At 66.1% G+C, this 20,485-nt stretch carries 22 protein-coding genes and 3 tRNA genes; 19 read left to right on the forward strand and 6 right to left on the reverse strand.

The window, feature by feature from the left end; translation table 11 throughout:
• Positions 1 to 111 precede the first annotated feature (111 nt).
• The 6 genes from clpX to B5X78_RS15150 all read left to right on the forward strand — a co-directional run bounded on the left by clpX (position 112) and on the right by B5X78_RS15150 (position 6,859).
• Positions 112 to 1,395 carry an ATP-dependent Clp protease ATP-binding subunit ClpX gene (gene clpX, locus B5X78_RS15125; protein WP_079725361.1) on the forward strand — a complete coding sequence of 428 codons (1,284 nt, stop codon included), beginning with the start codon at positions 112 to 114 and terminating at the stop codon, positions 1,393 to 1,395.
• A gap of 138 nt (positions 1,396 to 1,533) precedes the next feature.
• Entirely contained in the window at positions 1,534 to 3,984 is a 2,451-nt protein-coding gene (gene lon, locus B5X78_RS15130; RefSeq protein ID WP_079725363.1) for an endopeptidase La, read from the forward strand.
• A gap of 205 nt (positions 3,985 to 4,189) precedes the next feature.
• Positions 4,190 to 4,462, forward strand: a complete 273-nt coding sequence (locus B5X78_RS15135; protein WP_079725365.1) for an HU family DNA-binding protein — start codon at positions 4,190 to 4,192, stop codon at positions 4,460 to 4,462.
• Positions 4,463 to 4,495: 33 nt separating this feature from the next.
• Positions 4,496 to 4,570 (forward strand) — tRNA-Val (locus B5X78_RS15140).
• 89 nt (positions 4,571 to 4,659) lie between these two features.
• Positions 4,660 to 4,736 (forward strand) — tRNA-Asp (locus B5X78_RS15145).
• Between the two features lie 146 nt (positions 4,737 to 4,882).
• Positions 4,883 to 6,859, forward strand: coding sequence for a SurA N-terminal domain-containing protein (locus tag B5X78_RS15150; RefSeq protein ID WP_079725366.1), 1,977 nt, complete (start codon positions 4,883 to 4,885; stop codon positions 6,857 to 6,859).
• A 108-nt stretch (positions 6,860 to 6,967) separates the two neighbouring features.
• On the opposite strand, the gene B5X78_RS15155 is transcribed toward B5X78_RS15150, so the two are convergent.
• Positions 6,968 to 8,194, reverse strand: coding sequence for a lytic transglycosylase domain-containing protein (locus B5X78_RS15155; RefSeq protein WP_079725368.1), 1,227 nt, complete (start codon positions 8,192 to 8,194; stop codon positions 6,968 to 6,970).
• A complete protein-coding gene (gloB, locus tag B5X78_RS15160) occupies positions 8,191 to 8,973 on the reverse strand; it encodes a hydroxyacylglutathione hydrolase (RefSeq protein ID WP_079726221.1) in 783 nt (260 codons plus the stop codon). Before gloB ends, B5X78_RS15155 begins: the two co-directional genes overlap by 4 nt.
• Before the next feature lie 52 nt (positions 8,974 to 9,025).
• Between gloB and B5X78_RS15165 the strand changes: the two genes are divergently transcribed.
• Genes B5X78_RS15165 through dnaQ form a run of 4 tightly spaced genes read left to right on the forward strand, consistent with a single transcriptional unit; the run spans position 9,026 to position 11,478 of the window.
• A complete protein-coding gene (locus B5X78_RS15165; RefSeq protein WP_079725370.1) occupies positions 9,026 to 9,694 on the forward strand; it encodes a class I SAM-dependent methyltransferase in 669 nt (222 codons plus the stop codon).
• Between the two features lie 21 nt (positions 9,695 to 9,715).
• Positions 9,716 to 10,162 carry a ribonuclease HI gene (rnhA, locus tag B5X78_RS15170; protein ID WP_079725371.1) on the forward strand — a complete coding sequence of 149 codons (447 nt, stop codon included), beginning with the start codon at positions 9,716 to 9,718 and terminating at the stop codon, positions 10,160 to 10,162.
• 9 nt (positions 10,163 to 10,171) lie between these two features.
• Positions 10,172 to 10,729 (forward strand): GNAT family N-acetyltransferase, encoded by a 558-nt coding sequence (locus B5X78_RS15175; protein ID WP_079725373.1) that lies wholly within the window; start codon positions 10,172 to 10,174, stop codon positions 10,727 to 10,729.
• On the forward strand, positions 10,726 to 11,478 hold the full coding sequence (gene dnaQ / locus B5X78_RS15180) for a DNA polymerase III subunit epsilon (protein WP_079725375.1): 753 nt from the start codon (positions 10,726 to 10,728) through the stop codon (positions 11,476 to 11,478). The genes B5X78_RS15175 and dnaQ overlap by 4 nt, the downstream gene beginning before the upstream one ends.
• A gap of 127 nt (positions 11,479 to 11,605) precedes the next feature.
• Here the strand turns inward: dnaQ and B5X78_RS15185 are convergent, their stop codons facing one another.
• A complete protein-coding gene (locus B5X78_RS15185) occupies positions 11,606 to 12,310 on the reverse strand; it encodes a PP2C family protein-serine/threonine phosphatase (protein WP_079725377.1) in 705 nt (234 codons plus the stop codon).
• A gap of 144 nt (positions 12,311 to 12,454) precedes the next feature.
• Here B5X78_RS15185 and B5X78_RS15190 point away from each other — a divergent pair.
• Positions 12,455 to 12,545: transfer RNA gene (locus B5X78_RS15190), tRNA-Ser, on the forward strand.
• A gap of 318 nt (positions 12,546 to 12,863) precedes the next feature.
• Entirely contained in the window at positions 12,864 to 13,250 is a 387-nt protein-coding gene (locus B5X78_RS15195) for a hypothetical protein (RefSeq protein ID WP_079725379.1), read from the forward strand.
• Positions 13,251 to 13,286: 36 nt separating this feature from the next.
• Here the strand turns inward: B5X78_RS15195 and B5X78_RS15200 are convergent, their stop codons facing one another.
• The gene (locus B5X78_RS15200) at positions 13,287 to 13,970 is read right to left on the reverse strand and encodes an SDR family NAD(P)-dependent oxidoreductase (RefSeq protein WP_079725380.1); all 684 of its coding nucleotides are present in this window, start codon (positions 13,968 to 13,970) and stop codon (positions 13,287 to 13,289) included.
• 125 nt (positions 13,971 to 14,095) lie between these two features.
• Here B5X78_RS15200 and B5X78_RS15205 point away from each other — a divergent pair, with 125 nt between their 5' ends.
• Complete coding sequence (locus B5X78_RS15205) at positions 14,096 to 14,503, forward strand: DUF6165 family protein (RefSeq protein ID WP_079725382.1); 408 nt, start codon at positions 14,096 to 14,098, stop codon at positions 14,501 to 14,503.
• 1 nt (position 14,504) lies between these two features.
• Here the strand turns inward: B5X78_RS15205 and B5X78_RS15210 are convergent, their stop codons facing one another.
• Complete coding sequence (locus B5X78_RS15210) at positions 14,505 to 15,569, reverse strand: NAD(P)H-dependent flavin oxidoreductase (RefSeq protein WP_079725384.1); 1,065 nt, start codon at positions 15,567 to 15,569, stop codon at positions 14,505 to 14,507.
• 36 nt (positions 15,570 to 15,605) lie between these two features.
• Entirely contained in the window at positions 15,606 to 16,652 is a 1,047-nt protein-coding gene (locus tag B5X78_RS15215; RefSeq protein ID WP_079725386.1) for a glycosyltransferase family 9 protein, read from the reverse strand.
• Positions 16,653 to 16,784: 132 nt separating this feature from the next.
• Between B5X78_RS15215 and B5X78_RS15220 the strand changes: the two genes are divergently transcribed.
• Genes B5X78_RS15220 through B5X78_RS15245 form a run of 6 tightly spaced genes read left to right on the forward strand, consistent with a single transcriptional unit; the run spans position 16,785 to position 20,479 of the window.
• The gene (locus tag B5X78_RS15220; protein WP_079725388.1) at positions 16,785 to 17,528 is read left to right on the forward strand and encodes a 3-deoxy-D-manno-octulosonic acid kinase; all 744 of its coding nucleotides are present in this window, start codon (positions 16,785 to 16,787) and stop codon (positions 17,526 to 17,528) included.
• Positions 17,529 to 18,290: an MBL fold metallo-hydrolase gene (locus tag B5X78_RS15225; protein ID WP_079725389.1), complete on the forward strand. Its 762-nt coding sequence runs from the start codon at positions 17,529 to 17,531 to the stop codon at positions 18,288 to 18,290.
• Positions 18,287 to 19,309 carry a GTP 3',8-cyclase MoaA gene (gene moaA / locus B5X78_RS15230; RefSeq protein ID WP_079725391.1) on the forward strand — a complete coding sequence of 341 codons (1,023 nt, stop codon included), beginning with the start codon at positions 18,287 to 18,289 and terminating at the stop codon, positions 19,307 to 19,309. The genes B5X78_RS15225 and moaA overlap by 4 nt, the downstream gene beginning before the upstream one ends.
• A gap of 5 nt (positions 19,310 to 19,314) precedes the next feature.
• Positions 19,315 to 19,809, forward strand: coding sequence for a cyclic pyranopterin monophosphate synthase MoaC (gene moaC / locus B5X78_RS15235; protein WP_079725392.1), 495 nt, complete (start codon positions 19,315 to 19,317; stop codon positions 19,807 to 19,809).
• Positions 19,806 to 20,048: a MoaD/ThiS family protein gene (locus B5X78_RS15240; RefSeq protein ID WP_176140884.1), complete on the forward strand. Its 243-nt coding sequence runs from the start codon at positions 19,806 to 19,808 to the stop codon at positions 20,046 to 20,048. The genes moaC and B5X78_RS15240 overlap by 4 nt, the downstream gene beginning before the upstream one ends.
• Before the next feature lie 2 nt (positions 20,049 to 20,050).
• Positions 20,051 to 20,479 carry a molybdenum cofactor biosynthesis protein MoaE gene (locus tag B5X78_RS15245; RefSeq protein ID WP_079725394.1) on the forward strand — a complete coding sequence of 143 codons (429 nt, stop codon included), beginning with the start codon at positions 20,051 to 20,053 and terminating at the stop codon, positions 20,477 to 20,479.
• Positions 20,480 to 20,485 lie beyond the last annotated feature (6 nt).

Here is a 20,485-nt window from a genome sequence, read left to right on the forward strand (position 1 = left end):
GGGTTTGCTGCGTTTTTCCCCCCTTGCACGGGCCCGGCTGACAAGCCGGGGCCGTGTGCTATTCTCCGACCCAAACCCGCCTGGCGGGCGGGGTGACCGAGTAATCGAAGCATGAGCGAAGACCGTCAGGGCCGTACCAGCGACAGCAACAAGATTCTGTACTGCTCGTTTTGCGGCAAGAGTCAGCACGAAGTCCGCAAGCTGATCGCGGGACCGAGCGTGTTCATCTGTGATGAATGCGTGGAGCTTTGCAACGACATCATTCGCGAAGAGCTCGAAGAAAAGGCCCAGTCGGCCCGCAGCCACCTGCCCAAGCCGCGCGAGATCCTGGAAGTGCTGGATCAGTACGTGATCGGCCAGCAGCGCGCCAAGCGCACGCTCGCGGTGGCGGTGTACAACCATTACAAGCGCATCGAGAGCCGGCAGAAGAACGACGACGTCGAGCTGTCCAAGTCCAACATCCTGCTGGCCGGCCCGACTGGTTCGGGCAAGACCCTGCTGGCCGAGACGCTGGCGCGCCTGCTCAACGTGCCGTTCACCATTGCCGACGCCACCACGCTGACCGAAGCCGGTTATGTGGGCGAGGACGTGGAGAACATCATCCAGAAGCTGCTGCAGAAATGCGACTACGACGTCGAGAAGGCGCAGCAGGGCATCGTCTACATCGATGAAATCGACAAGATTTCGCGCAAGAGCGAAAACCCGTCGATTACCCGCGACGTGTCCGGCGAAGGCGTGCAGCAGGCGCTGCTGAAGCTGATCGAAGGCACCGTGGCCAGCGTGCCGCCGCAGGGCGGTCGCAAGCATCCGCAGCAGGAATTCCTGCAGGTGGACACCAAGAACATCCTGTTTGTCTGTGGCGGCGCGTTTGCCGGCCTGGACAAGATCATTCAGCAACGTTCGACCGAAGCCAGCGGCATCGGCTTTGGCGCCAAGGTCAAGAGCGCCGAGCGCAAGACCGAGATCGGCAAATTGCTGACCGAAGTCGAGCCGGAAGATTTGATCAAGTTCGGCCTGATTCCGGAATTCGTCGGTCGCCTGCCGGTGGTCGCGACCCTGGAAGAACTGGACGAGACCGCGCTGGTCAAGATCCTGACCGAGCCCAAGAACGCCATCACCAAGCAGTTCAAGAAGCTGTTTGACATGGAAGGCGTGGAACTGGAATTCCGCCCGGATGCGCTGGCGGCGATCGCCCGCAAGGCGCTCAAGCGCAAGACCGGTGCGCGCGGCCTGCGTACCATCGTGGAGTCGGTGCTGCTGGACACCATGTACGACCTGCCGTCGCTGGAAAATGTCAGCAAGGTGGTGGTGGATGAGTCCGTGATCGAGCACAAATCCGAGCCCTACCTGATCTACCAGAATCCCCCGGCTCCCAAGGTCGCCTCCGGCGACTGACAGCCCCGGCCGGCAGCGTTCAAGTCACTGATTAAGAACGCCTTTAACCGCCGCACTTGCAAGCTATCGGCAATGGCCCCATAACGGGGCCATTGGCATTTCATGCCTCCCGAATTCCGCTTTACCGCTGGAGCCCCCATGCCCCGTCGTACCCCCACTGAAACCCTGAACCTGCCGGTTCTGCCACTGCGCGATGTCGTGGTGTTCCCGCATATGGTCATTCCGCTGTTCGTCGGCCGCGACAAGTCTATGCGCGCGCTGGAGCAGGCCATGGAATCGGACAAGCGCATCCTGCTGCTGGCCCAGCGCTCGGCCGAGACGGATGATCCGGTGGCCGCGGATCTCTATCCGATTGGCACGCTGGCGCAGGTGCTCCAGTTGCTCAAGCTGCCCGACGGCACCATCAAGGTGCTGGTCGAAGGCGTGTCGCGCGTCAACGTCGGCAATGTCACCGAACGCGACGGGTCGCTGTATGGCGAAGGCGAAGAGCTGGAGTCCACCGACGGCCGCGAGTCGCGCGAGATCGAGGCCGTGGCGCGTTCGCTGATGAGCCTGTTCGAGCAGTACGTGAAGACCAACCGCAAGCTGCCGCCGGAGCTGCTGCAGACCCTGGCCGGCATCGACGAACCTGGTCGCCTGGCCGACACCATCGCCGCCCACCTGGGCGTGCGCCTGAGCGACAAGCAGCGGCTGCTGGAAACCATCGAGATCGGCGAGCGGCTGGAACTGCTGGTCGGTTTCGTCGATGGCGAAATCGATGTGCAGCAGCTGGAGAAGCGCATTCGCGGCCGGGTCAAGTCGCAGATGGAAAAGAGCCAGCGCGAGTACTACCTCAACGAGCAGATGAAGGCCATCCAGAAAGAACTGGGTGAGCTCGATGACGCGCCGAACGAGCAGGAAGAACTGGCGCGCAAGATTGCCGAAGCCGGCATGCCCAAGGCCGTGGAAACCAAGGCCAAGAACGAGCTCAACAAGCTCAAGCAGATGTCGCCGATGTCGGCTGAAGCCGCGGTGGTGCGAAACTACCTGGACTGGCTGCTGGGCGTGCCGTGGAAGAAGCGCAGCAAGGTCCGCAAGGATCTGAAGGCCGCGCAGGAAACCCTGGACGCCGATCACTACGGCCTGGACAAGGTGAAAGACCGCATCCTGGAATATCTGGCCGTGCAGTCGCGCGTGCAGAAGATGCGTGGACCGATTCTGTGCCTGGTCGGCCCGCCGGGCGTGGGCAAGACCTCGCTGGGGCAGAGCATCGCCAAGGCGACCAATCGCAAGTTCGTGCGCATGTCGCTGGGCGGCGTGCGCGACGAGGCCGAGATTCGTGGCCATCGCCGCACCTACGTGGGTTCCATGCCCGGTCGCATCGTGCAGAACCTCAACAAGGCCGGCAGCAAGAACCCGCTGTTCGTGCTGGATGAAATCGACAAGATGTCGATGGACTTCCGCGGCGATCCTTCTTCGGCGCTGCTGGAAGTGCTGGATCCGGAGCAGAACAACGCCTTCAACGATCACTACCTGGAAGTCGATCTGGACTTGTCGGAAGTGATGTTCGTGGCCACGTCCAATTCCCTGAACATTCCCGGTCCGCTGCTGGACCGCATGGAAGTGATCCGAATCCCCGGCTATACCGAGGACGAGAAACTCAACATCGCCCTGCGCTACCTGGTGCCCAAGCAACTCAAGGCCAACGGCCTGAAGCCCGAAGAGCTGAAGATTGCCGACACCGCCGTGCGCGATCTGGTGCGCTACTACACGCGCGAATCCGGCGTGCGCAACCTGGAGCGCGAAATCGCCAAGATCTGCCGCAAGGTGGTCAAGGAAATCGCGCTGGCCGGTCCCAGGCCGGTCAAGGCGAAGAAGTCGGCCAAGGGCGCACTGGTGCAGGTCACCTCGAAGAACCTCGACACCTATTCAGGCGTGCGTCGCTACGACTTCGGCCGCGCCGAAGAGCAGAACGAAATTGGCCTGGTCACCGGCCTGGCCTGGACCGAAGTGGGCGGCGATCTGCTGCAGATCGAAGTGGCGCTGGTGCCTGGCAAGGGCCTGATGACCCTGACTGGCCAACTGGGTGACGTGATGAAGGAATCGGCGGCTGCGGCCTTGTCGGTGGTGCGCGCGCGCGCCGTCGCCCTGGGCATCGATCCCGAGTACCTGCAGAAGCACGACGTGCATCTGCATGTGCCCGATGGCGCCACGCCGAAGGACGGCCCCAGCGCCGGCATCGCCATGGTCACCGCGCTGGTGTCCACGCTGACCCGTACTCCCGTGCGCGCGGATGTGGCGATGACCGGCGAGATCACCTTGCGTGGTCGCGTCTCGGCCATCGGTGGACTGAAGGAAAAACTGCTCGCCGCGCTGCGCGGTGGCATCACCACCGTGATCATTCCCGAAGAAAACCGCAAGGATTTGGCCGACATTCCAGCCAACGTCACTGCCGGCATGAAGATAGTGCCGGTCAAGTGGATCGACGAAGTGCTGGATCTGGCCCTTGAGCGTCCGCTGGCGCCCGCCAGTGCGCCGCCGACCGGTGGAAAGACTCGCCGCGTCCCGACGCGCGGCAAGACGCCCGTGCAGCCCGACGTCAAGCACTGATCGAAACTTGCAGATCGCCGGAAACCCGCGCCAGCATTAGGTTTCAGCTTGCGTGGGTGTATACCCGCTGGTATAACGGCGTCACCCGCGACGCTCGCGTGAACCATGCGAGCGGCTCGTGGAAATCGATCGGATGCCGGCAGGCACACCTGCTCGAAGCATCCGGTTACACATTCCGCGGTTGTTCCGCACAAGGAGTTTTTACATGAACAAAACCGAATTGATCGATGCCGTTGCCGACGAAGCCGAAATGTCCAAGGCTGAAGCTGGCCGCGCGGTCGACGCCGTGATCTCCAGCGTCACCAAGGCGCTCAAGAAGGGCGACACGGTTACTCTCGTCGGCTTTGGCACCTTCCAGGTCCGCAAGCGCGCTGCTCGCACCGGTCGCAACCCGAAGACCGGCGACACGATCAAGATCAAGGCTTCCAAGAACCCGGCCTTCAAGGCTGGCAAAGCCCTGAAGGATGCCGTAAACTAATCGACTCGCTGCCGACGCCCAGCGTCGGGAAACGGGTGCTTAGCTCAGCGGTAGAGCGTCGCCCTTACAAGGCGAGGGTCGGGGGTTCGAAACCCTCAGCACCCACCACCTCACAGGTGGCGATGCAAAGTTAAAAAAATTGTTCGGCAACTCTAGCGGAAACGCTCACAGTCACCGTACAATAGCTGTCTCAGCGCGGAGTGGTAGTTCAGTCGGTTAGAATGCTGGCCTGTCACGCCGGAGGTCGCGGGTTCGAGTCCCGTCCACTCCGCCATTTACAAGAAAAAGCCCGCGAAAGCGGGCTTTTTTCTTTTCCGTCCCGGCCTGCCCGGGAGTCGGACGTCGGTGCCGGCGAGCCCTGCGGCAAACCTGAGCGAAGCGCGGTAAACTTCGCGGCTAACGAAATCGGGCCGTGCATCGATGCTGCAGAAACTTCGCGACAAGACCTCTGGCTGGATTGCCACGCTGATCCTGGGCCTGTTGATTATTCCATTCGCCTTTTTCGGCGTGGAAGAGTACATGGGCGGCGGCTCGCGCAATGACGTGGCGACCGTGGAAGCACCGCCGAGCTGGTGGCAGTCCGCCCCGCATTGGTGGCCGGTGTCCAAGTTCTGGCAGGTCAAGGAAGTGACCATCGACGAGTTCCGCACCGCGTTCGAGAACGCACGCCAGGAAGCGCGCCAGCAGCAGGGCGAGAATTTCGACGCGCGTGGTTTCGAAACCGTCGAGAACAAACGCCGCGTGCTTGAGCGCCTGATCAACGAGCGCGTGTTGGCGCTGGCCTCCAATCGCGCCGGCGTGACCGTGGGCGCCGCCTCGGTGCGGCAGGCCATCGCCGGTGAGCAGGCGTTCCAGGTGGACGGCAAGTTCAACAACGAGCGTTACCTGCTGATGCTGCAGAGCCTGAATCCGCGCGTGACGCCAGCCCAGTTCGAGCAGCAGCAGCGTGATCGCCTGCAGATGATCGTGCTGCCGGAAGGCATCGCCAGCTCGGACTTCGTCACCACCGGTGAAATGGATCGCCTGCTCAAGCTGCTCGCGCAGACGCGCGATGTCGGCATCACCCTGTTGCCGCCGCCCGCCGCAGACACCACGCCGGTCAGCGATGCCGACATCCAGAAGTGGTACGACAGCCACAAGGCCGACTACCAGCAGCCGGAAAGCGTGTCGGTCGAATACGTCGACATCGACAGCGCCAACCTGCCGGCCAGCACGCCGGCCGATGAAGCCACGCTGCGCAAGCGCTACGAAGACGAGAAGAGCCGTTTCGTCACCGCCGAGCAGCGCGTGGTCTCGCACATCCTGATTGCCGCGCCGGCCGATGCCGACGCCGCCACCTTGAAGAAGGCCGAAGCCAAGGCGACCGCACTGACCGCGCAGGCCAAGCAGGGCGGCGACTTCGCCGCGCTGGCGCGTGCGAACTCCGAAGATCCGGGTTCCAAGGATGCCGGTGGCCAGCTGCCGGCGTTCGCCAAGGACGGATCGATGGTCAAGCCGTTTGAAGATGCCGCCTTCGCCATGCAGGCCGGCGAGGTGCGTGGTCCGGTCAAGTCCGACTTCGGCTATCACGTGTTGAAGCTGGACCAGATCCAGGCCGGTGGTGGCAAGTCGTTCGAGGAAGTGCGCGACGAACTGGCACGCGAGCAGGCCACCGCCGACGGTGAGCGCGCGTTTAACGACATTGCCGGTCGCCTGGTCAACGAAGTGGTCAAGAACCCGACCGAATTGGCGCCCGCCGCCAAGGCCGTGGGCCTGCCCGTGCAGCAGGCTGGCCCGTTCTCGCGCGAGCAAGCCGCTGGCGTGCTGGCCAATCCGGCAGTGTTGCGCGCGGCATTCTCCGAGTCGCTGGTTGAAGACGGTACGGCCAGTGACCCCATCGAGATTTCGCCGGGCCGCAGCGTGGTGATTCGGGTGACCGACCACAACCCGGCCGCACCGCGTCCGCTGGCGCAGGTGCGCGATGCCGTGATTGCCGCCGTGCGCGCGGATCGTCAGAACAAGGCGGCCGAAGTCGCGGCCGACGCCCTGGTGGCGCGCGTGGCCAAGGGCGAGTCGCTCAAGGACATCGCCACCGCTGCGCAACAGCCGTACAACGAGATGCCGGAAATGCAGCGTGGCATGCCGGGCCTGCCCCCCGCCGCCAACGAAGCCATCTTTGCCGTGCCGCGTCCGGTCGGTGACAAGCCGTCCGCCGGTCGCATCGCCCTGGGCAATGGCGCCTATGCGGTGTTTGCGGTGAGCAAGGTCAGCGACGGCGACTTGAGCAAGGTCACGCCGGAGCAGCGCGAAGGCTTGAAACAGCAGCTCAACCAGCTGGGCGGCGGCGTGGCCAGCGAGGCTTATATCGAAGCGGTGCGCAAGCAGTTCAAGGTCACGGTGTTCGAAGACCGCCTGTAAGCGGAGCGCTTCATCGAACGAAAAAGCCCGGCATCGCCGGGCTTTTTTTTGCGGAGCAATCCGGTCGCCTATCCATGCATCACTACAGGGACATCCGCGTTTGCCGCCTCAGCGTGCGTCGTCCAGCGCCAGCACCATGCCGGGCTTGAGCACGGCATTGGTCTTCAGGCCGTTGAGCGAGAGCAGCGCCTGCGGCTTGATGCCGTAGCGGCGGGCAATGGTCCAGGCGGATTCGCCGCTGCGCACCGTATGCGAGCGGCTGTTGCGCTTGGACTTGCCGGACTTCTTGTTGCTGGTCTGGGCCACAGGTGTCGGCTCGGTGGCCGCTTCGATCGCACTCTCGGTCTGGGCATCCACCGATGCCAGCAGTTCGCTGTCATCCATCGGTGCGGAGTCGGGCGTCAACGGCGCGAGCACGCGCACGGGTCTGTCCAGCTTCGGTACGTTGGCGGCCAGCGCCGGGTTGAGGCGTTTGACCAGGGCTTCATCATGGCCCTGGCTGCGCGCCCATTGCGCCAGTGAACCGGCCTTGGCAGGGATCGCCTGCGCGGCCAGGCGCGGCACCTGCCGATCCATCTTCTGCTGCCATTCGCCGCGGTCATCGGCCTGCTGGAAGATGCAGGCCAGCGCATGCAGTTTTTCCACGTAGGCGTAGGTGACCTTGGACAGGCCGGGCAGTTCGGCCGGGCGAGCGTTCTGCGCGTTCATGCCGGCGCGGCGCATCGACTGCAGCACGCGGTATTCGCCGGCGTTGTAAGCCATTACCGCCAGCCGCCAGTCGCCGCCAAACATGCCGTGCAGGGTCTTGAGATAGCGCACCGCCGCCTGGGTGGAATCCACCGGCGACAGGCGGCCGTCGTAGCCGCTGCGCATCGGTACGCCGTGGTTGCGCGCAGTCACGCCAATGAACTGCCACAAGCCGGCCGGTCCACGCGCATTGCGACTGCCGGGCTGGTAGCCGCTTTCCACAAACGGAATCAATGCGAACTCGGTCGGCAGGTCGGCTTCGCGCAGCGCTTCCACCACGTAACCGAACAACGGCAGCACGTCGGCATTGGAACGCGCCAGCTGTCCCGGTGCATGGGCGAACTGCTGTTTCCAGCGGCCACCTGTGGCGTCGGCATCGCAATCGGGTTCGGCCAGGCCTTCGCGGAAATCCTTGTAGATATCCAGGCCGTTGTAGACAGGCGGAACCGCGGGCTCGCCGGCGTCGCCCGTGGTCGCGGTTGGCGCCGGTTCGGCCTGCTGCGCCAACACAGGCAGGGCCAGGCCCAGCAGGCTGGCGAGCACGGCCGCACGCAGGCGGCCGCGGCCCCGGACACGCCGCGCGCTCATGCGCGGAAGCCGTCCTTCCAGCGCCGCAATTCGGCGAAGGCTTCCACCTGATTCGTGACCGGCCGGCCCAGGCGATGGGCGAGCGCGGCGCGCACGCCCTCGCTGTCCACGCGCAGGAAGGGATTGGCCTGGCATTCCTGCGCCAGCGTGCTGGGCAGGGTGGGACGTCCGGCTTGGCGCATGGCGTTGGCTTCCTCGTGACGTCGGCGCAGGGCCGGGTTGGTCGGGTCCACCGCCAGGGCAAAAGCCGCATTGGCGAGGGTGTATTCGTGCCCGCAGCAGACCAGGGTCTGGCCGGGGAGGGCCGCAAGGCGGTCCAGCGAGCCCAGCATCTGGACGGGCGTACCTTCGAACATCCGGCCACAGCCCAGGCTGAACAAGGTATCCCCGCAGAACAGCAGGGGCGGCCCGGGCTCCTGGCCGCCGCCATGGTAGGCGATATGGCTGCGGGTATGGCCGGGAACGGCCAGCACCTGGAAGCGCCATTGCTTGACCGTGACCGTGTCGCCGTCGCCCACTTGATGGGCGTCAAAGCCAATGCGCTCGTCCTGCGGGGCGTACACCGGCAGGGTCGGCCAGCGCTCGCGCAGGGCGGCCACGCCGCCGATATGGTCGTTGTGGTGGTGGGTCAGTAACACCGCCGCCGGCCACAGGCCCTGCTGGCTGGCGGCCAGCACCGGCGCGCCATCTCCCGGGTCCACGATCAAGGCGTCGCCCTCGTCATCGACCAGGGCCCAGATGTAGTTGTCTTCGAAGGCGGGCAGGGCGATCAGGCGCATATGACGGTCCAGGCCGGGACGGCCCAGGGCCGCCTCCACTACAATCCCGACCATGCCTGCCTTCGCATTCGATCGTCAACCCGATGCCCTGGCATGGTTTGGAAGTGAGCGCGGGCGGCACCTGCTGGCCCTGGAAGCCCTGGCCACCCAGCAGTGGCTGGAACGTCGTCCGGCCCAGCCCGCCCTCTGGCTGACCGTCGCCGCCGAACCGCCGCCGCCGCCCGCCGGCAATACGTTCAGTCGTCGCCTGTGGCTGTATCGCCAGGGCACGCAGCTGCGCGGTGACGTGCAGTGCGCGCTGCCACTGCCGCTGCCCAGCGAGACCTTCGGCAGCGTGGTGGTGCAGCACGCCTGCGACGATGGCAGCCAGGATTTGTTGTCCGAATGCGCGCGGATCCTGGCGCCAGGGGGGCGCCTCTGGCTGCTGACCCTGAATCCGATGAGCCCGTACCGCCTGCGTTGGCGCGGCAGCGATCTGCGCGTGCGTGACGGCGGCGCCTGGCACGAGCGTCTGCGCCAGGTGGGCCTGCACCCGCAGGACGACGAAGAAACCTATTTGGGGCCGCGCTGGCGTGGCCTTCGCCATACCGATGCCACCACGCGTTTGACCCACCAGCGACTGCGCGCCGTGCGCGTGCTGGAAGCGGAAAAACGCGTGGTCGCTCTGATTCCCCCCGCCAACGCCCGCCGCGCCTGGAACGCCGGCGCGGCGCCGGCCTGACCTTTGGACGCCCCTCTTGGCATGAAGCAAATCAGTATCCACACCGACGGTTCCTGCCTCGGCAATCCCGGCCCGGGCGGCTGGGCCGCGCTGCTGCGCTACCAGGATAAAGAGCGCGAGCTTTCCGGCGGTGAAGCCCAGACCACCAACAACCGCATGGAATTGATGGCCGCCATCGTGGCCCTGGAAACGCTCACCGAGCCGTGCCAGATCGATCTCTACATCGACTCGCAGTACGTCCGCCAGGGCATCACCGAATGGATGCCCAACTGGGTGCGTCGCAACTGGAAAACCGCCGGCGGCGATCCGGTCAAGAACCGCGACCTGTGGGAGCGGCTGCATGCCGCCGTGGGCCGGCACCGCATCGTCTGGCATTGGGTCAAGGGCCACAGCGGTGACCGCGACAACGAACGCGTGGACGTGCTCGCGCGCGACCAGGCGGTCCGCTTTCGCCACACGGCAGCGTAAAGTAGCGGCATGGATTCCACCTTCGTGCTCGAAACCGAGCGCCTGAGCCTGCACCGGCTCGACGACACCTCCGACGCGGATCGCGCCTTCGTCTATCGCCTGTTGAACGATGAGGCCTTTCTACGCTTCATCGGCGATCGCGGCGTGCATGAACCCGAACAGGCCGGCCCCTACCTGCGCAACGGACCCATGGCCAGCTATGCGGCCAACGGCTTCGGTTTGTATCGCGTGGATCGCAAGCGTGACGGCGTGCCGGTGGGCATGTGCGGCCTGGTCAAACGCGACGCCTTGCCGGGACCTGACCTGGGCTATGCGCTGCTGCCCGAGCATCGCAACCTGGGCTACGTGGCCGAAGCCGGCGCCGCCGTGTTGGCCGACGCGCACGCGCGGCTGGGCCTGGACACCGTGCTGGCGGTGGTGGACACCAGCAACGCCGCTTCCATCCGCACCCTGCGCGCGCTGGGCTATCGTTGGCGCGAGGATTTCCGCCTGCCCGGCGAAGACACCCTGCTGCATCTGTTCGCCTGGACTTCCGAGTCGAGCGAACCGGACCACGAGACCCCATGAGACAGATCATCCTCGATACCGAAACCACCGGCCTGGAATGGAAGAAGGGCAATCGCGTGGTGGAAATCGGCTGCGTGGAGCTGCTGGAGCGCCGCCCGACCGGACGCACCTACCACCAGTACATCCATCCGCAGCGCGAGTTCGAACAAGGCGCGGCGGAAGTCACCGGCCTGAGCCTGGACTTCCTCTCCGACAAGCCACTGTTCGCGCAGATTGCCGATGAGTTCCTGGCCTTCATCGACGGCGCCGAACTGATCATCCACAACGCCGCGTTCGACGTCGGCTTTCTCGACTACGAACTGTCGCTGCTGGGCGAGCGCTATGGTCGCCTGCAGGATCGGGTGACCGTGGAAGATTCACTGCTGATGGCGCGCCAGCGTTTTCCCGGTCAACGCAATTCACTGGATGCGCTGTGCAAACGCCTGGGCGTGGACAACACCCATCGGCAGTTGCATGGCGCGCTGCTCGATGCCCAACTGCTGTGTGATGTCTACTTGGCGCTGACTTCGGGCCAGAGCGAGATTGGCTTCGGCTCGCTGGACGAGCAGGGCACGGCCGCTGCCGCGGCGGCGTCGGTCAACCATTTCAGCCAGAGCCTGCCGACCGGGCCGCGCGTGCGCGTGCAGCCCAGCGATGAAGAACTGGCTGCGCATGCAGGGCGGCTGGAGAAGCTGCGCAAGAAGGCGGGTGGCAGCACGCTGTGGGATCAGATGGAGGCCGAGGCGCAGTTGGAATCGGCGGTGGCCTGAGAGCTGGGCACTTAAATGGCTCGGAGGCGAGAACAGAAAAAAGGCCCGCAATGCGCGGGCCTTTTTTTCGGGGCTGGCTTTCAACAGACGAATGTCTGGTCAACCCCTCCTACAAAGCCATCAAAGCTCAATGGCACCGCACCAGAATCGCGGTGACATTGTCCGAACCGCCGCCATCCAGCGCGGCCGCCACCAGGCAGTCCACACATTCCTGCGCACTGCATTCGGCCAGGCGCAGGGTGTCGGCGATGCTGCGGTCATCCACTTCCTCGGTCAGCCCGTCGCTGCACAACAGCAACTGCATGCCCGGGCGCAGTTCGCCGGTCAGGGTCTCGACGTTCAGATGGGTCGGATCGGTCACGCCCAAGGCCTGGGTGACCACATTGCGGTGCGGATGGCTGCGCGCCTGCTCGCTGGTCAGCGTGCCCTGGGCAATCAGCTCCTGCACATAGCTGTGGTCCTGGCTCAGCTGGGTCATGTTGCCATCGCGCCACAGATAGGCCCGGCTGTCGCCTACCCAGGCCACTTCGAAACGATTGCCCTGCACCCGCGCGGCCACCACGGTGGTGCCCATGGGCAGGGTGTCGTTGCGGCGCTTGGAGGTGCGGATGATTTCCTCATCGGCAATGCGGATGGCCTGGTGGAGCGGGGTGCCGTCGCGGATTTCGCGCACGATGGTTTCCCGCGCCAGCGCGCTGGCCACCTCGCCGCAGGCGTGTCCGCCCATGCCGTCAGCCACCAGCCACAGGCCCAGCTCGCTGTCGCCGTAGTAGGTGTCCTCGTTCAGTTCCCTGCGGAGGCCAACGTGGGTGATGTGCCCGAATTCGATCATGATGTCCTGTCTGCGGGAGCAGGAAGATTCCCCTGCCCGTTGATACGCAATGATCCGGTCGAAGCGGACATCCGGCAAGCAAACTTGTCCAAATCCGGCCCGCCCCGTATCATTCGCACCCCCGGCTCCGCGCCGGGGACCACCGGAGAGGTGGCAGAGTGGTTGAATGTACCTGACTCGAAATCAGGCATACGTTAATAGCGTATCGGGGGTTCGAATCCCCCCCTCTCCGCCAGATACGCAAAGGCCCCCGCAAGGGGGCTTTTGCGTATCTGGCGGAGAGGGAGGACGTGATTCGAACTCCCCCGGTTCGACAATCGGCGCAGCCGATTGCACGGCGAAGCCGCCCCGAAGGGGTGAGGAGCGCAGCGACGAATGACCAACCGCGCAGCGGTTTGCACGGCGAAGCCGCCCCGAAGGGGTGAGGAGCGCAGCGACGAATGAATCCCCCCGTCAACCAACAGGCACGCAACCGTCTCCGAAAGCTGCCGTCAAAGCGCTCACCCGAAACACACCGCCCCTGCCATAACGTCACCCACAACAGGAGACCACCATGGCCCGCACCCGCAAAGCCAGCCGCGCATTGACCCGCCAGATCACCGACCTGGCCTTCATCGCGCCGCGCGTCATCACCCGCCGCGTGGCCCAGGTCGCGGCATCGGGCGGTCAGTTGTCCGCGCGCGATCAACGCGAGCTTTCCCGTATGTCCTCGGAAAAGGTGATGGCCGCATGGGAATCGTGGGCCGCGATGGCCAGCTACTCGTTCTCGCTGGGCACCGACATTGCGCTGGCTGCGTCCACGATGTGGTTACCGGGTATCTCGTCCAAACGCCTGCCTTCGCCCGAGGATGCGGTGGCCCGGCTTGCCAGTGCGGGCGTGCGTCCCTACCGGCGCATCGCGGCCGCCAATGATCGGCGGCTGGGCAAGGCGAAGCGCTAGCGATCAGGCAAGGCACGAGCGGACTCGCGCCTTCGCTTACACCCGACCCGTCACCGGAATCAGCGCGCCCGTGATCGCCGCCGCCGGTTCCGACAGCAGGAACTGCACCACGCCGGCCAGCTGCGCCGGCGTCACCCAACGCGAGGCGTCGGCGTCGGGCATGTCCTTGCGGTTGGCCGGGGTGTCGATGATGCTCGGCAGCAATGCGTTGACGGTGATGCCGCGATCCTTGAACTCGTCGGCCAGCGCTTCGGTCAGGCGCGCCACGCCGGCCTTGGAAGCAGCGTAGGCACCCATGCCGGTCGCCGCCTTGCCCGCAGCGGCCGCGCCGATATTGACGATGCGTCCGCCACCGGCAGCGAGCAGATGGGGCAATGCGGCCTGGCTGGCCGCCAGCGCGGTGCGCAGGTTGAGCCGATACAGGCGGTCCCAGGTGTCCAGACTGCCGTCGGCAATGGTTTCCCAGCTGAAGCCGCCGGCGATGTTGACCAGGGCATCCAGTCCACCCAATGCCTGCGCGGCCTGTTCGATGGCCTGGCGCGCGGCGCCTTCGTCGGCCAGATCCACGCCGCCGAAGGCAGGCGCCGCCACATCGGCCGGCGCCGGCGCGTGATCCAGCACGGCCACGCGTGCGCCATTGGCGCGCAACTGCTCTACCACCTTGCGCCCGAGTGCGCCAAAGCCGCCGGTAACCACCACGCGCGGAGAAGAAAAGTCCATGCCTGCATCCCGTGTATGTGTGAATGAAGGCCATGTTACGGGATGCCGCGTCCGCGGGCCGGCCCTCACGAGCCCCAGCCGGCTTGGACTACACTGGCCGCCCCTGTATTACGCGGTAGCTGCCCATGTCCGAAATCCTCGTGCCCGTGTCCTTCGGCGAACTGCTCGACAAGATCGCCATCCTGCAGATCAAGTCCGAGCGCATGAGCGATGCGGCCAAACTGGCCAACGTGCGCAACGAATTGAGCGCGCTGGAAACCACCTGGATGGCGCATCCGGCCGCCGGCAACAACATCGCCGAACTGCGCGCCCAGCTCAAAGCCGTCAACGAGCGTCTGTGGGTGATCGAAGACGACATCCGCATCAAGGAAAAGGCGCAGGCCTTCGACGAGGAATTCGTGCGCCTGGCCCGCAGCGTCTACTTCGAGAACGACGAACGCGCGCGCATCAAGAAGGACATCAACCTGGCGCTGGGTTCGGCCTACGTGGAAGAAAAGTCCTACCAGGACTACAAGACCGGCGCCGCGCCCTGAGTCAGACCAGGCAGGGCGGCTCCTGCGAGCCCAGCCCCTGCGCCAGGGCCCAGGTCAGTTCCGCCGCGGAAGTCTCGCGGCAGCCGCTGGTGTTCTGCCCGGCCCAGAGCGGTGAGTAGTCGCTGCTGCCCTGCGCCTCGGCGGCCTTGCGCAGCGGCGCCACGAACTGCGCCGCCAACGGAAACGCCGGTGCATCCGGATTGATCGGGCCCCACGCGCGCATCGCGTGGTTGACGATGCCGCGTGCCGGTCGGCCGGTGAAGACATTGGTCACCGCGGTCTCGGCCGCCTGCGCGCCCTGCAGCGCCCCCCGATGCACCGCGCTGGTATCGGCTTCCGGGCAGAGCAGGTACGCCGTGCCGACCTGCACGCCGGCCGCGCCCAGGCGCATGGCCGCCGCCACGCCATCGGCATCGGCAATGCCGCCCGCCGCGATCACCGGTACGCGCAAGGCGTGGACCAGCTGCGGCAGCAGCGCAAACGTGCCCATCTGCGTGCCCAGGTCATCGCCCAGGAACATGCCGCGATGGCCCCCGGCCTCCCACCCTTGGGCGATCACCGCATCCACGCCCTGCTGTTGCAGCCAGCGACCTTCTTCCAGCGTGGTGGCCGAGGCCAGCACGCGGATGCCCAGCGCACGCAGCGGCTGCCACAGATCCGCTTCCGGCAGGCCGAAGTGGAAACTCACCACCGCCGGGCGCAACTCGCCGACCAGCGCCAGCATCTGCGCATCGAAGGGTCGCCGCGACGTCGCGCTCGATGCCGCGTCGAGTGAAACGCCCAGTCGCGCGTAATCCGGCGCCAGCCGCTGCCGCCACGCGGCTTCCCGCGCGGCATCTTCGGCCGGCGGCTGATGACAGAAGAAGTTGAGATTGAACGGATGCGCGGTCTGCGCGCGGATTGCTGTCACTTCCTCACGTATCCGCTCCACCCCGAGCATCGCGCAGGGCAGGGCGCCGAGCGCGCCGGCTTTGCTCACCGCCGCCGCCAGCCGCGAACCCTGCACGCCGGCCATCGGCGCCTGCAGCAACGGCAGTTCGGTTCCCAGCAGCTGGCTCAACGACATGATCAGGCTCCGACGGAAAACGCGTGCAGGCGACGGCTAGCGCGGATGATCGGCGCGGTAGCGTTCAAACGCGGCGATGGCGTCTTCAACGGTGATCAGGTGCATCACCTCGTCGAATTCGATCTTGGTGCCCCATTTGACCTCGGCCCCCGACTTGCCCAGGTACTTGCGCGCCGCATCGCCATAGCGATCCACGCAGTAGCGCAGATCCGAATAAGGTCCGCTGCGGCGCGGATTGCTGGCCGCGTGCAGGCCCAGCACCTTGGCGCCCACCGCGTTGCCGATATGCATGGGGCCGGAGTCGGGCGTGACCAGCAGGTCGGCACGCTCGAGCAGGGCGGGCAATTGCTTGAGCGTGTCCTTGCCGACCAGATCCAGCGCCGGCGCCTGCATCGCCGCCAGGATCGCATCGGTGGTGCTGCGTTCCAGATCGCTGCGGCCGCCGCACAGCACGATGCGCCAGCCTTGCGCGGCAGCGTGATCGGCCAGCGCGGCGTAACGGTCGGCCAGCCAGTTGCGCCGCACGTGGCTGGAGCAGGGCGAGATCATCAGCACCGGCTGGCCATCGTCCGGCCACTGTGAGGCGGCCCAGTCACGCGCGGCCTGCGGGTAGGGCAGATCCCAGACCACCTGTTCCTGGCGCAGGCCCAGCGGTTCGACAAAACTGCCCATCGCGTCGAGCACATGGATGCCCGGCCGATCCGGGATGCGCTCGTTGACGAACAGTCCATGCAGATCCTTGGAACGCGCGCGGTCATACCCCACGCGCCGCCGCGCCGGGATGAAGGCCGACAGCACGTTGGCCCGCAGCGCCACCTGCAGCTGCAGCAAAACGTCAAAGCCTTCGGCCGGGAGTTCGCGGCGCAGGGCGCGCATGCCGGCCAGGCCGGTGCTCTTGTCGTAGGTATGGAACTGCACGCCTTCCAGGCCATCGAGCAGCTTGAAGCCGGCCTTGTCGATCACCCAGTGCAGGCGCGCCTGCGGCAGATGCCGCTGCAATGTGCGGACCAGGGGCACCACATGGGTCACATCGCCGAGGGCGGAAAGACGCAGCAGGCAAATCGAAGTGGGTTGTGCGGACACGAGCCATCCAGTGGGAAAGATGTGACGCAGGCCGCGCTGCGGCCCGGATGGCGCCAGTGTAGTGGCTGCGCCGCCGCGCGCGCTTCGTGGCTTGCCCTACCACCCCGGAGAAACAGGCCCTAAACTCGCTGAATGGTCGGTTTCGATGCCAGCGAATCCCTAACGCCCTTCCGCGTCGGCAGCGGTTACGGGGCGATCCTGTTCGATCGCCAGCACATGCGCCAGGCCAATCCGGACTGGTTCGATCCGCAGGTCTGGGGCGAGCGCGCCCAGCCGGTGGATGAAGGGGGGCGCGGCGGCGCCTGGTTCATCGAAGCACCTTCCAGCCGCTGCGTGTTGCGGCGCTACCTGCGTGGCGGCATGGCCGCCCGCGTCAGCCGCGACCGCTACCTGTGGCATGGCCCCAACCGCACGCGCAGTTTCGTCGAGTTCCGCCTGATGCGCGCGCTGATCGCGCGTGGCCTGCCAGTGCCCCGGCCGGTGGCCGCGCAGTACATCCACGAGGGCATGTTCTATCGCGCCGCCATCCTGATGGAACGCCTGGAAAAGGTGACCTCGCTGGCCGGTCTGGCCGGCACCGGCGACGCGCCGTGGGAAGCCAGCGGGCGACTGATTGCGCGCTTTCATCGCGCCGGCCTGGACCACGCCGACCTCAATGCGCACAACATCCTGTTCGACGACACCGGGCGCGGCTGGTTGATTGATTTCGATCGCGGCAAGCTGCGCATCCCCGCCACCGCCTGGCGCGAGGAAAACCTGGCCCGGCTCAAGCGCTCGCTGCTCAAGCTGCGCGGCCAGCGCAGCGCCGACGACGTGCGCCACGATTTTGCCCAACTGCGCCGCGCCTACGATCAGGCGTGGGCGCGCGGAGTCTAGATGAGTCAGTGGGCGCTTCGCTTCCAGGGCGTCGGCAGCGCCAGTGCGGTCGCACTGGGCTCGGCCATGGCCACGCTGGAGCGTGACGGCCTGCCGTGGTTGAGCATTGACTGCGGCGGCGAAGGCCTCACCGCGTATCTCGAGCAGTACCAGGGCTGGCCTGACGCGCTGTTCCTGACCCATGTGCATCTGGATCATGTGGCCGGCTTCGAGCGCTGGTTTGTCGGCGAATACTTCAACGAGGCCCGGCGTGGCCGCGCACGCCTGTACGTGCCGGCACCGCTGGTGCCGCTGCTGCACCAGCGCGTGGGCGAATACCCGAACGTGCTGGCCGAGGGCGGCGCCAACTTCTGGGACGCCTTCCAGCTGATTCCGGTGGGCGGCGCGTTCTGGCATGACGGCCAGCGGCTGGAAGTCTTTCCCGTGCGCCACCACTGGCCGGACTCCGCCTTTGGCCTGCGCCTGCCCGGCAGCGTGGTCTGGACCGGGGATACCCGGCCCATTCCGGAAATGCTGGCGCGCTATGCCAACGACGATGAACTGATTGCCCATGACTGCGCCCTGCATGGCAATCCCTCACATAGCGGCATCGAGGATCTGGAACGGGAGTATCCTGCCGGCCTGCTGCAACGCTGCCTGCTGTACCACTACGCCAGCACCGCCGATGGTCAGGCCCTGCGGGCGCGTGGACACCGTGTTGCCGAGCCTGGTGACAAGATGGACCTGCGGCCACCCCGGCCACCCGCCCTCGATGTGTCATGAACGCCCCGCACCAGCCCGCTCCCGTCACTGATCGCCTGGACCGCCCGCTGCGGGATCTGCGGCTGTCGGTGATTGAAGCCTGCAATTTCCGCTGCGGCTACTGCATGCCGGCCGATCGGGTGCCGGATGACTACGGCCTGGATGCCAGCCAGCGGCTGGATTTCGATCAGATCGAGACCCTCGTGCGCGGCGTGGTGCGGCTGGGTGTGAGCAAGTTGCGCCTGACCGGCGGCGAACCGCTGCTGCGCAAGCGGCTGCCGGATTTGATCGCGCGGCTGGCGGCCATCGACGGCATCGACGACATGGCCTTGACCACCAATGGCTCGCTGCTGCGTGGCCAGGCCCGCGCGCTGCGCCAGGCCGGCCTGGGCCGACTCACCGTCAGCCTGGATGCGTTGGACCCGGCGGTGTTCTCCGCCATGTCCGGAGGCCGCGGCCAGGCGGCCGAGGTATTGGCCGGCATCGATGCGGCCAGCGACGCCGGCTTCGAACAGATCAAGATCAACTGCGTGGTCCAGCGTGGCAGCAACGAGCAGGAAGTGCTGCCGCTGCTCGCGCACTTCCGCGGCAGCGGCCACGTGGTGCGTTTCATCGAGTACATGGACGTGGGCAACAGCAACGACTGGCGGCGCGAACAGATGCTGCCCTCGGCCGAGCTGCGCGATCGCATCCACGCGCGCTGGCCACTGCGGCCGCTGCAGGCGCACTACCGTGGCGAAGTGGCCGAACGCTATGGCTTCGTCGACGGGCAGGGCGAAGTCGGCTTTGTCAGTTCGGTCAGCGCGCCGTTCTGCGGCGACTGCCATCGCGCGCGCGTCTCCGCCGATGGCCATCTCTACACCTGTCTGTTCGCCAGCGATGGCATTGATTTGAAGCCGGCGCTTGCGCAAGGCGAGCAGGCCCTGGCTGCCCACGTGGCGCAACTCTGGCAACGCCGGGCGGATCGCTACAGCGAGTTGCGCGGCCAGCCGGCGGTGAGCGCGCGCAAGCATGTCGAAATGTATTTGATTGGTGGCTGAAACCGATGACCTCACCTTCCACGCCCACGCTGACCCATCTGGATGAAGCAGGCCGCCCGGCCATGGTCGATGTATCGGCCAAGGTCGTGACCGCGCGCGAAGCCAGCGCCAGTTGCCGCGTGCAGTTTCCCGCCGACGTGGCGGCGCAGCTGCATGCCAATGGCCTGCGCAGCGCCAAGGGCGGCATCGTCGATACCGCCATCATCGCCGGCACCATGGCGGTCAAGCGCACCCACGAACTGATCCCGTTCTGCCATCCGCTGCCGATTGACGGCTGTCGTCTGGCCATGGCCTGGGAGGGCGATGACGCGTTGAACATCGAGTGCACCGTCAAGACCACCCACCGCACCGGCGTGGAGATGGAAGCGCTGACCGGCGCCACCGTCGCCGCTCTGACCGTCTACGACATGTGCAAGGCCTTGTCGCATGACATCGTGCTGGGTCCCGCGCGCCTGCTGGGCAAGCGCGGCGGCAAGCGCGATGTGGGAGCGCCGGCGTGACCGAACTGACCGTGCGCTACTTCGCCAGCCTGCGCGATGCCGCCGGCATCGAATCCGAGATCGTCGGCACCCAGGCCCGCGGCCTGCGCGAGCTGTACGAAGAACTGCGCGCCCGTCACGGGTTTGTCTGGACGCCGGCGCATCTGCGCGTGGCGGTGGACGGCGACTTCGCCGGCTGGGATGACGTCCCGCGCGCCGGCAGCGACGTGGCCTTCATTCCGCCGGTGAGCGGAGGCTGAGCATGGCGCGCTTTTCCATCAGCGACCGCGCCATCGAGATCGCGCCGTTGCGCGCGGCACTCATTGATCCGCGTGCCGGCGCCTTCGCCAGCTTTGAAGGCTGGGTACGTGACAACAACGACGGTCAGTCGGTCAACGGCCTGCGTTACGAAGCCTATGTCGCGCTCGCGGAAAAGGAAGGCGAACGCATTCTGGAAGAAGCACTCGAGCGCTTCCAGGCAATCGACGCGCGCTGCGTGCATCGGGTCGGCGACCTGGCGATTGGCGAGATGGCGGTGTGGGTGGGCGTGAGCGCCGGCCATCGCGATGGCGCCTTCGCCGCCTGCCGCTGGATCATCGACGAGGTCAAGGCGCGCGTGCCGATCTGGAAGCACGAGCACTACGCCAGCGGCGACGCCGGCTGGCTGCATCCCACACCACCACCTGCCTGAGGCATC

It is taken from the genome of Pseudoxanthomonas indica (genome assembly GCF_900167565.1).
In the GTDB taxonomy this organism is placed as follows: Bacteria; Pseudomonadota; Gammaproteobacteria; order Xanthomonadales; family Xanthomonadaceae; genus Pseudoxanthomonas_A; species Pseudoxanthomonas_A indica.

Excerpts from the sequence above, each read along its gene's own strand:
- clpX (WP_079725361.1), top strand. The coding sequence starts at position 112 with ATGAGCGAAGACCGTCAGGGCCGTACCAGCGACAGCAACAAGATTCTG.
- lon (WP_079725363.1), top strand. The coding sequence starts at position 1,534 with ATGCCCCGTCGTACCCCCACTGAAACCCTGAACCTGCCGGTTCTGCCA.
- B5X78_RS15135 (WP_079725365.1), top strand. The coding sequence starts at position 4,190 with ATGAACAAAACCGAATTGATCGATGCCGTTGCCGACGAAGCCGAAATG.
- B5X78_RS15150 (WP_079725366.1), top strand. The coding sequence starts at position 4,883 with ATGCTGCAGAAACTTCGCGACAAGACCTCTGGCTGGATTGCCACGCTG.
- B5X78_RS15155 (WP_079725368.1), bottom strand. The coding sequence starts at position 8,194 with ATGAGCGCGCGGCGTGTCCGGGGCCGCGGCCGCCTGCGTGCGGCCGTG.
- gloB (WP_079726221.1), bottom strand. The coding sequence starts at position 8,973 with ATGCGCCTGATCGCCCTGCCCGCCTTCGAAGACAACTACATCTGGGCC.
- B5X78_RS15165 (WP_079725370.1), top strand. The coding sequence starts at position 9,026 with ATGCCTGCCTTCGCATTCGATCGTCAACCCGATGCCCTGGCATGGTTT.
- rnhA (WP_079725371.1), top strand. The coding sequence starts at position 9,716 with ATGAAGCAAATCAGTATCCACACCGACGGTTCCTGCCTCGGCAATCCC.
- B5X78_RS15175 (WP_079725373.1), top strand. The coding sequence starts at position 10,172 with ATGGATTCCACCTTCGTGCTCGAAACCGAGCGCCTGAGCCTGCACCGG.
- dnaQ (WP_079725375.1), top strand. The coding sequence starts at position 10,726 with ATGAGACAGATCATCCTCGATACCGAAACCACCGGCCTGGAATGGAAG.
- B5X78_RS15185 (WP_079725377.1), bottom strand. The coding sequence starts at position 12,310 with ATGATCGAATTCGGGCACATCACCCACGTTGGCCTCCGCAGGGAACTG.
- B5X78_RS15195 (WP_079725379.1), top strand. The coding sequence starts at position 12,864 with ATGGCCCGCACCCGCAAAGCCAGCCGCGCATTGACCCGCCAGATCACC.
- B5X78_RS15200 (WP_079725380.1), bottom strand. The coding sequence starts at position 13,970 with ATGGACTTTTCTTCTCCGCGCGTGGTGGTTACCGGCGGCTTTGGCGCA.
- B5X78_RS15205 (WP_079725382.1), top strand. The coding sequence starts at position 14,096 with ATGTCCGAAATCCTCGTGCCCGTGTCCTTCGGCGAACTGCTCGACAAG.
- B5X78_RS15210 (WP_079725384.1), bottom strand. The coding sequence starts at position 15,569 with ATGTCGTTGAGCCAGCTGCTGGGAACCGAACTGCCGTTGCTGCAGGCG.
- B5X78_RS15220 (WP_079725388.1), top strand. The coding sequence starts at position 16,785 with ATGGTCGGTTTCGATGCCAGCGAATCCCTAACGCCCTTCCGCGTCGGC.
- B5X78_RS15225 (WP_079725389.1), top strand. The coding sequence starts at position 17,529 with ATGAGTCAGTGGGCGCTTCGCTTCCAGGGCGTCGGCAGCGCCAGTGCG.
- moaA (WP_079725391.1), top strand. The coding sequence starts at position 18,287 with ATGAACGCCCCGCACCAGCCCGCTCCCGTCACTGATCGCCTGGACCGC.
- moaC (WP_079725392.1), top strand. The coding sequence starts at position 19,315 with ATGACCTCACCTTCCACGCCCACGCTGACCCATCTGGATGAAGCAGGC.
- B5X78_RS15245 (WP_079725394.1), top strand. The coding sequence starts at position 20,051 with ATGGCGCGCTTTTCCATCAGCGACCGCGCCATCGAGATCGCGCCGTTG.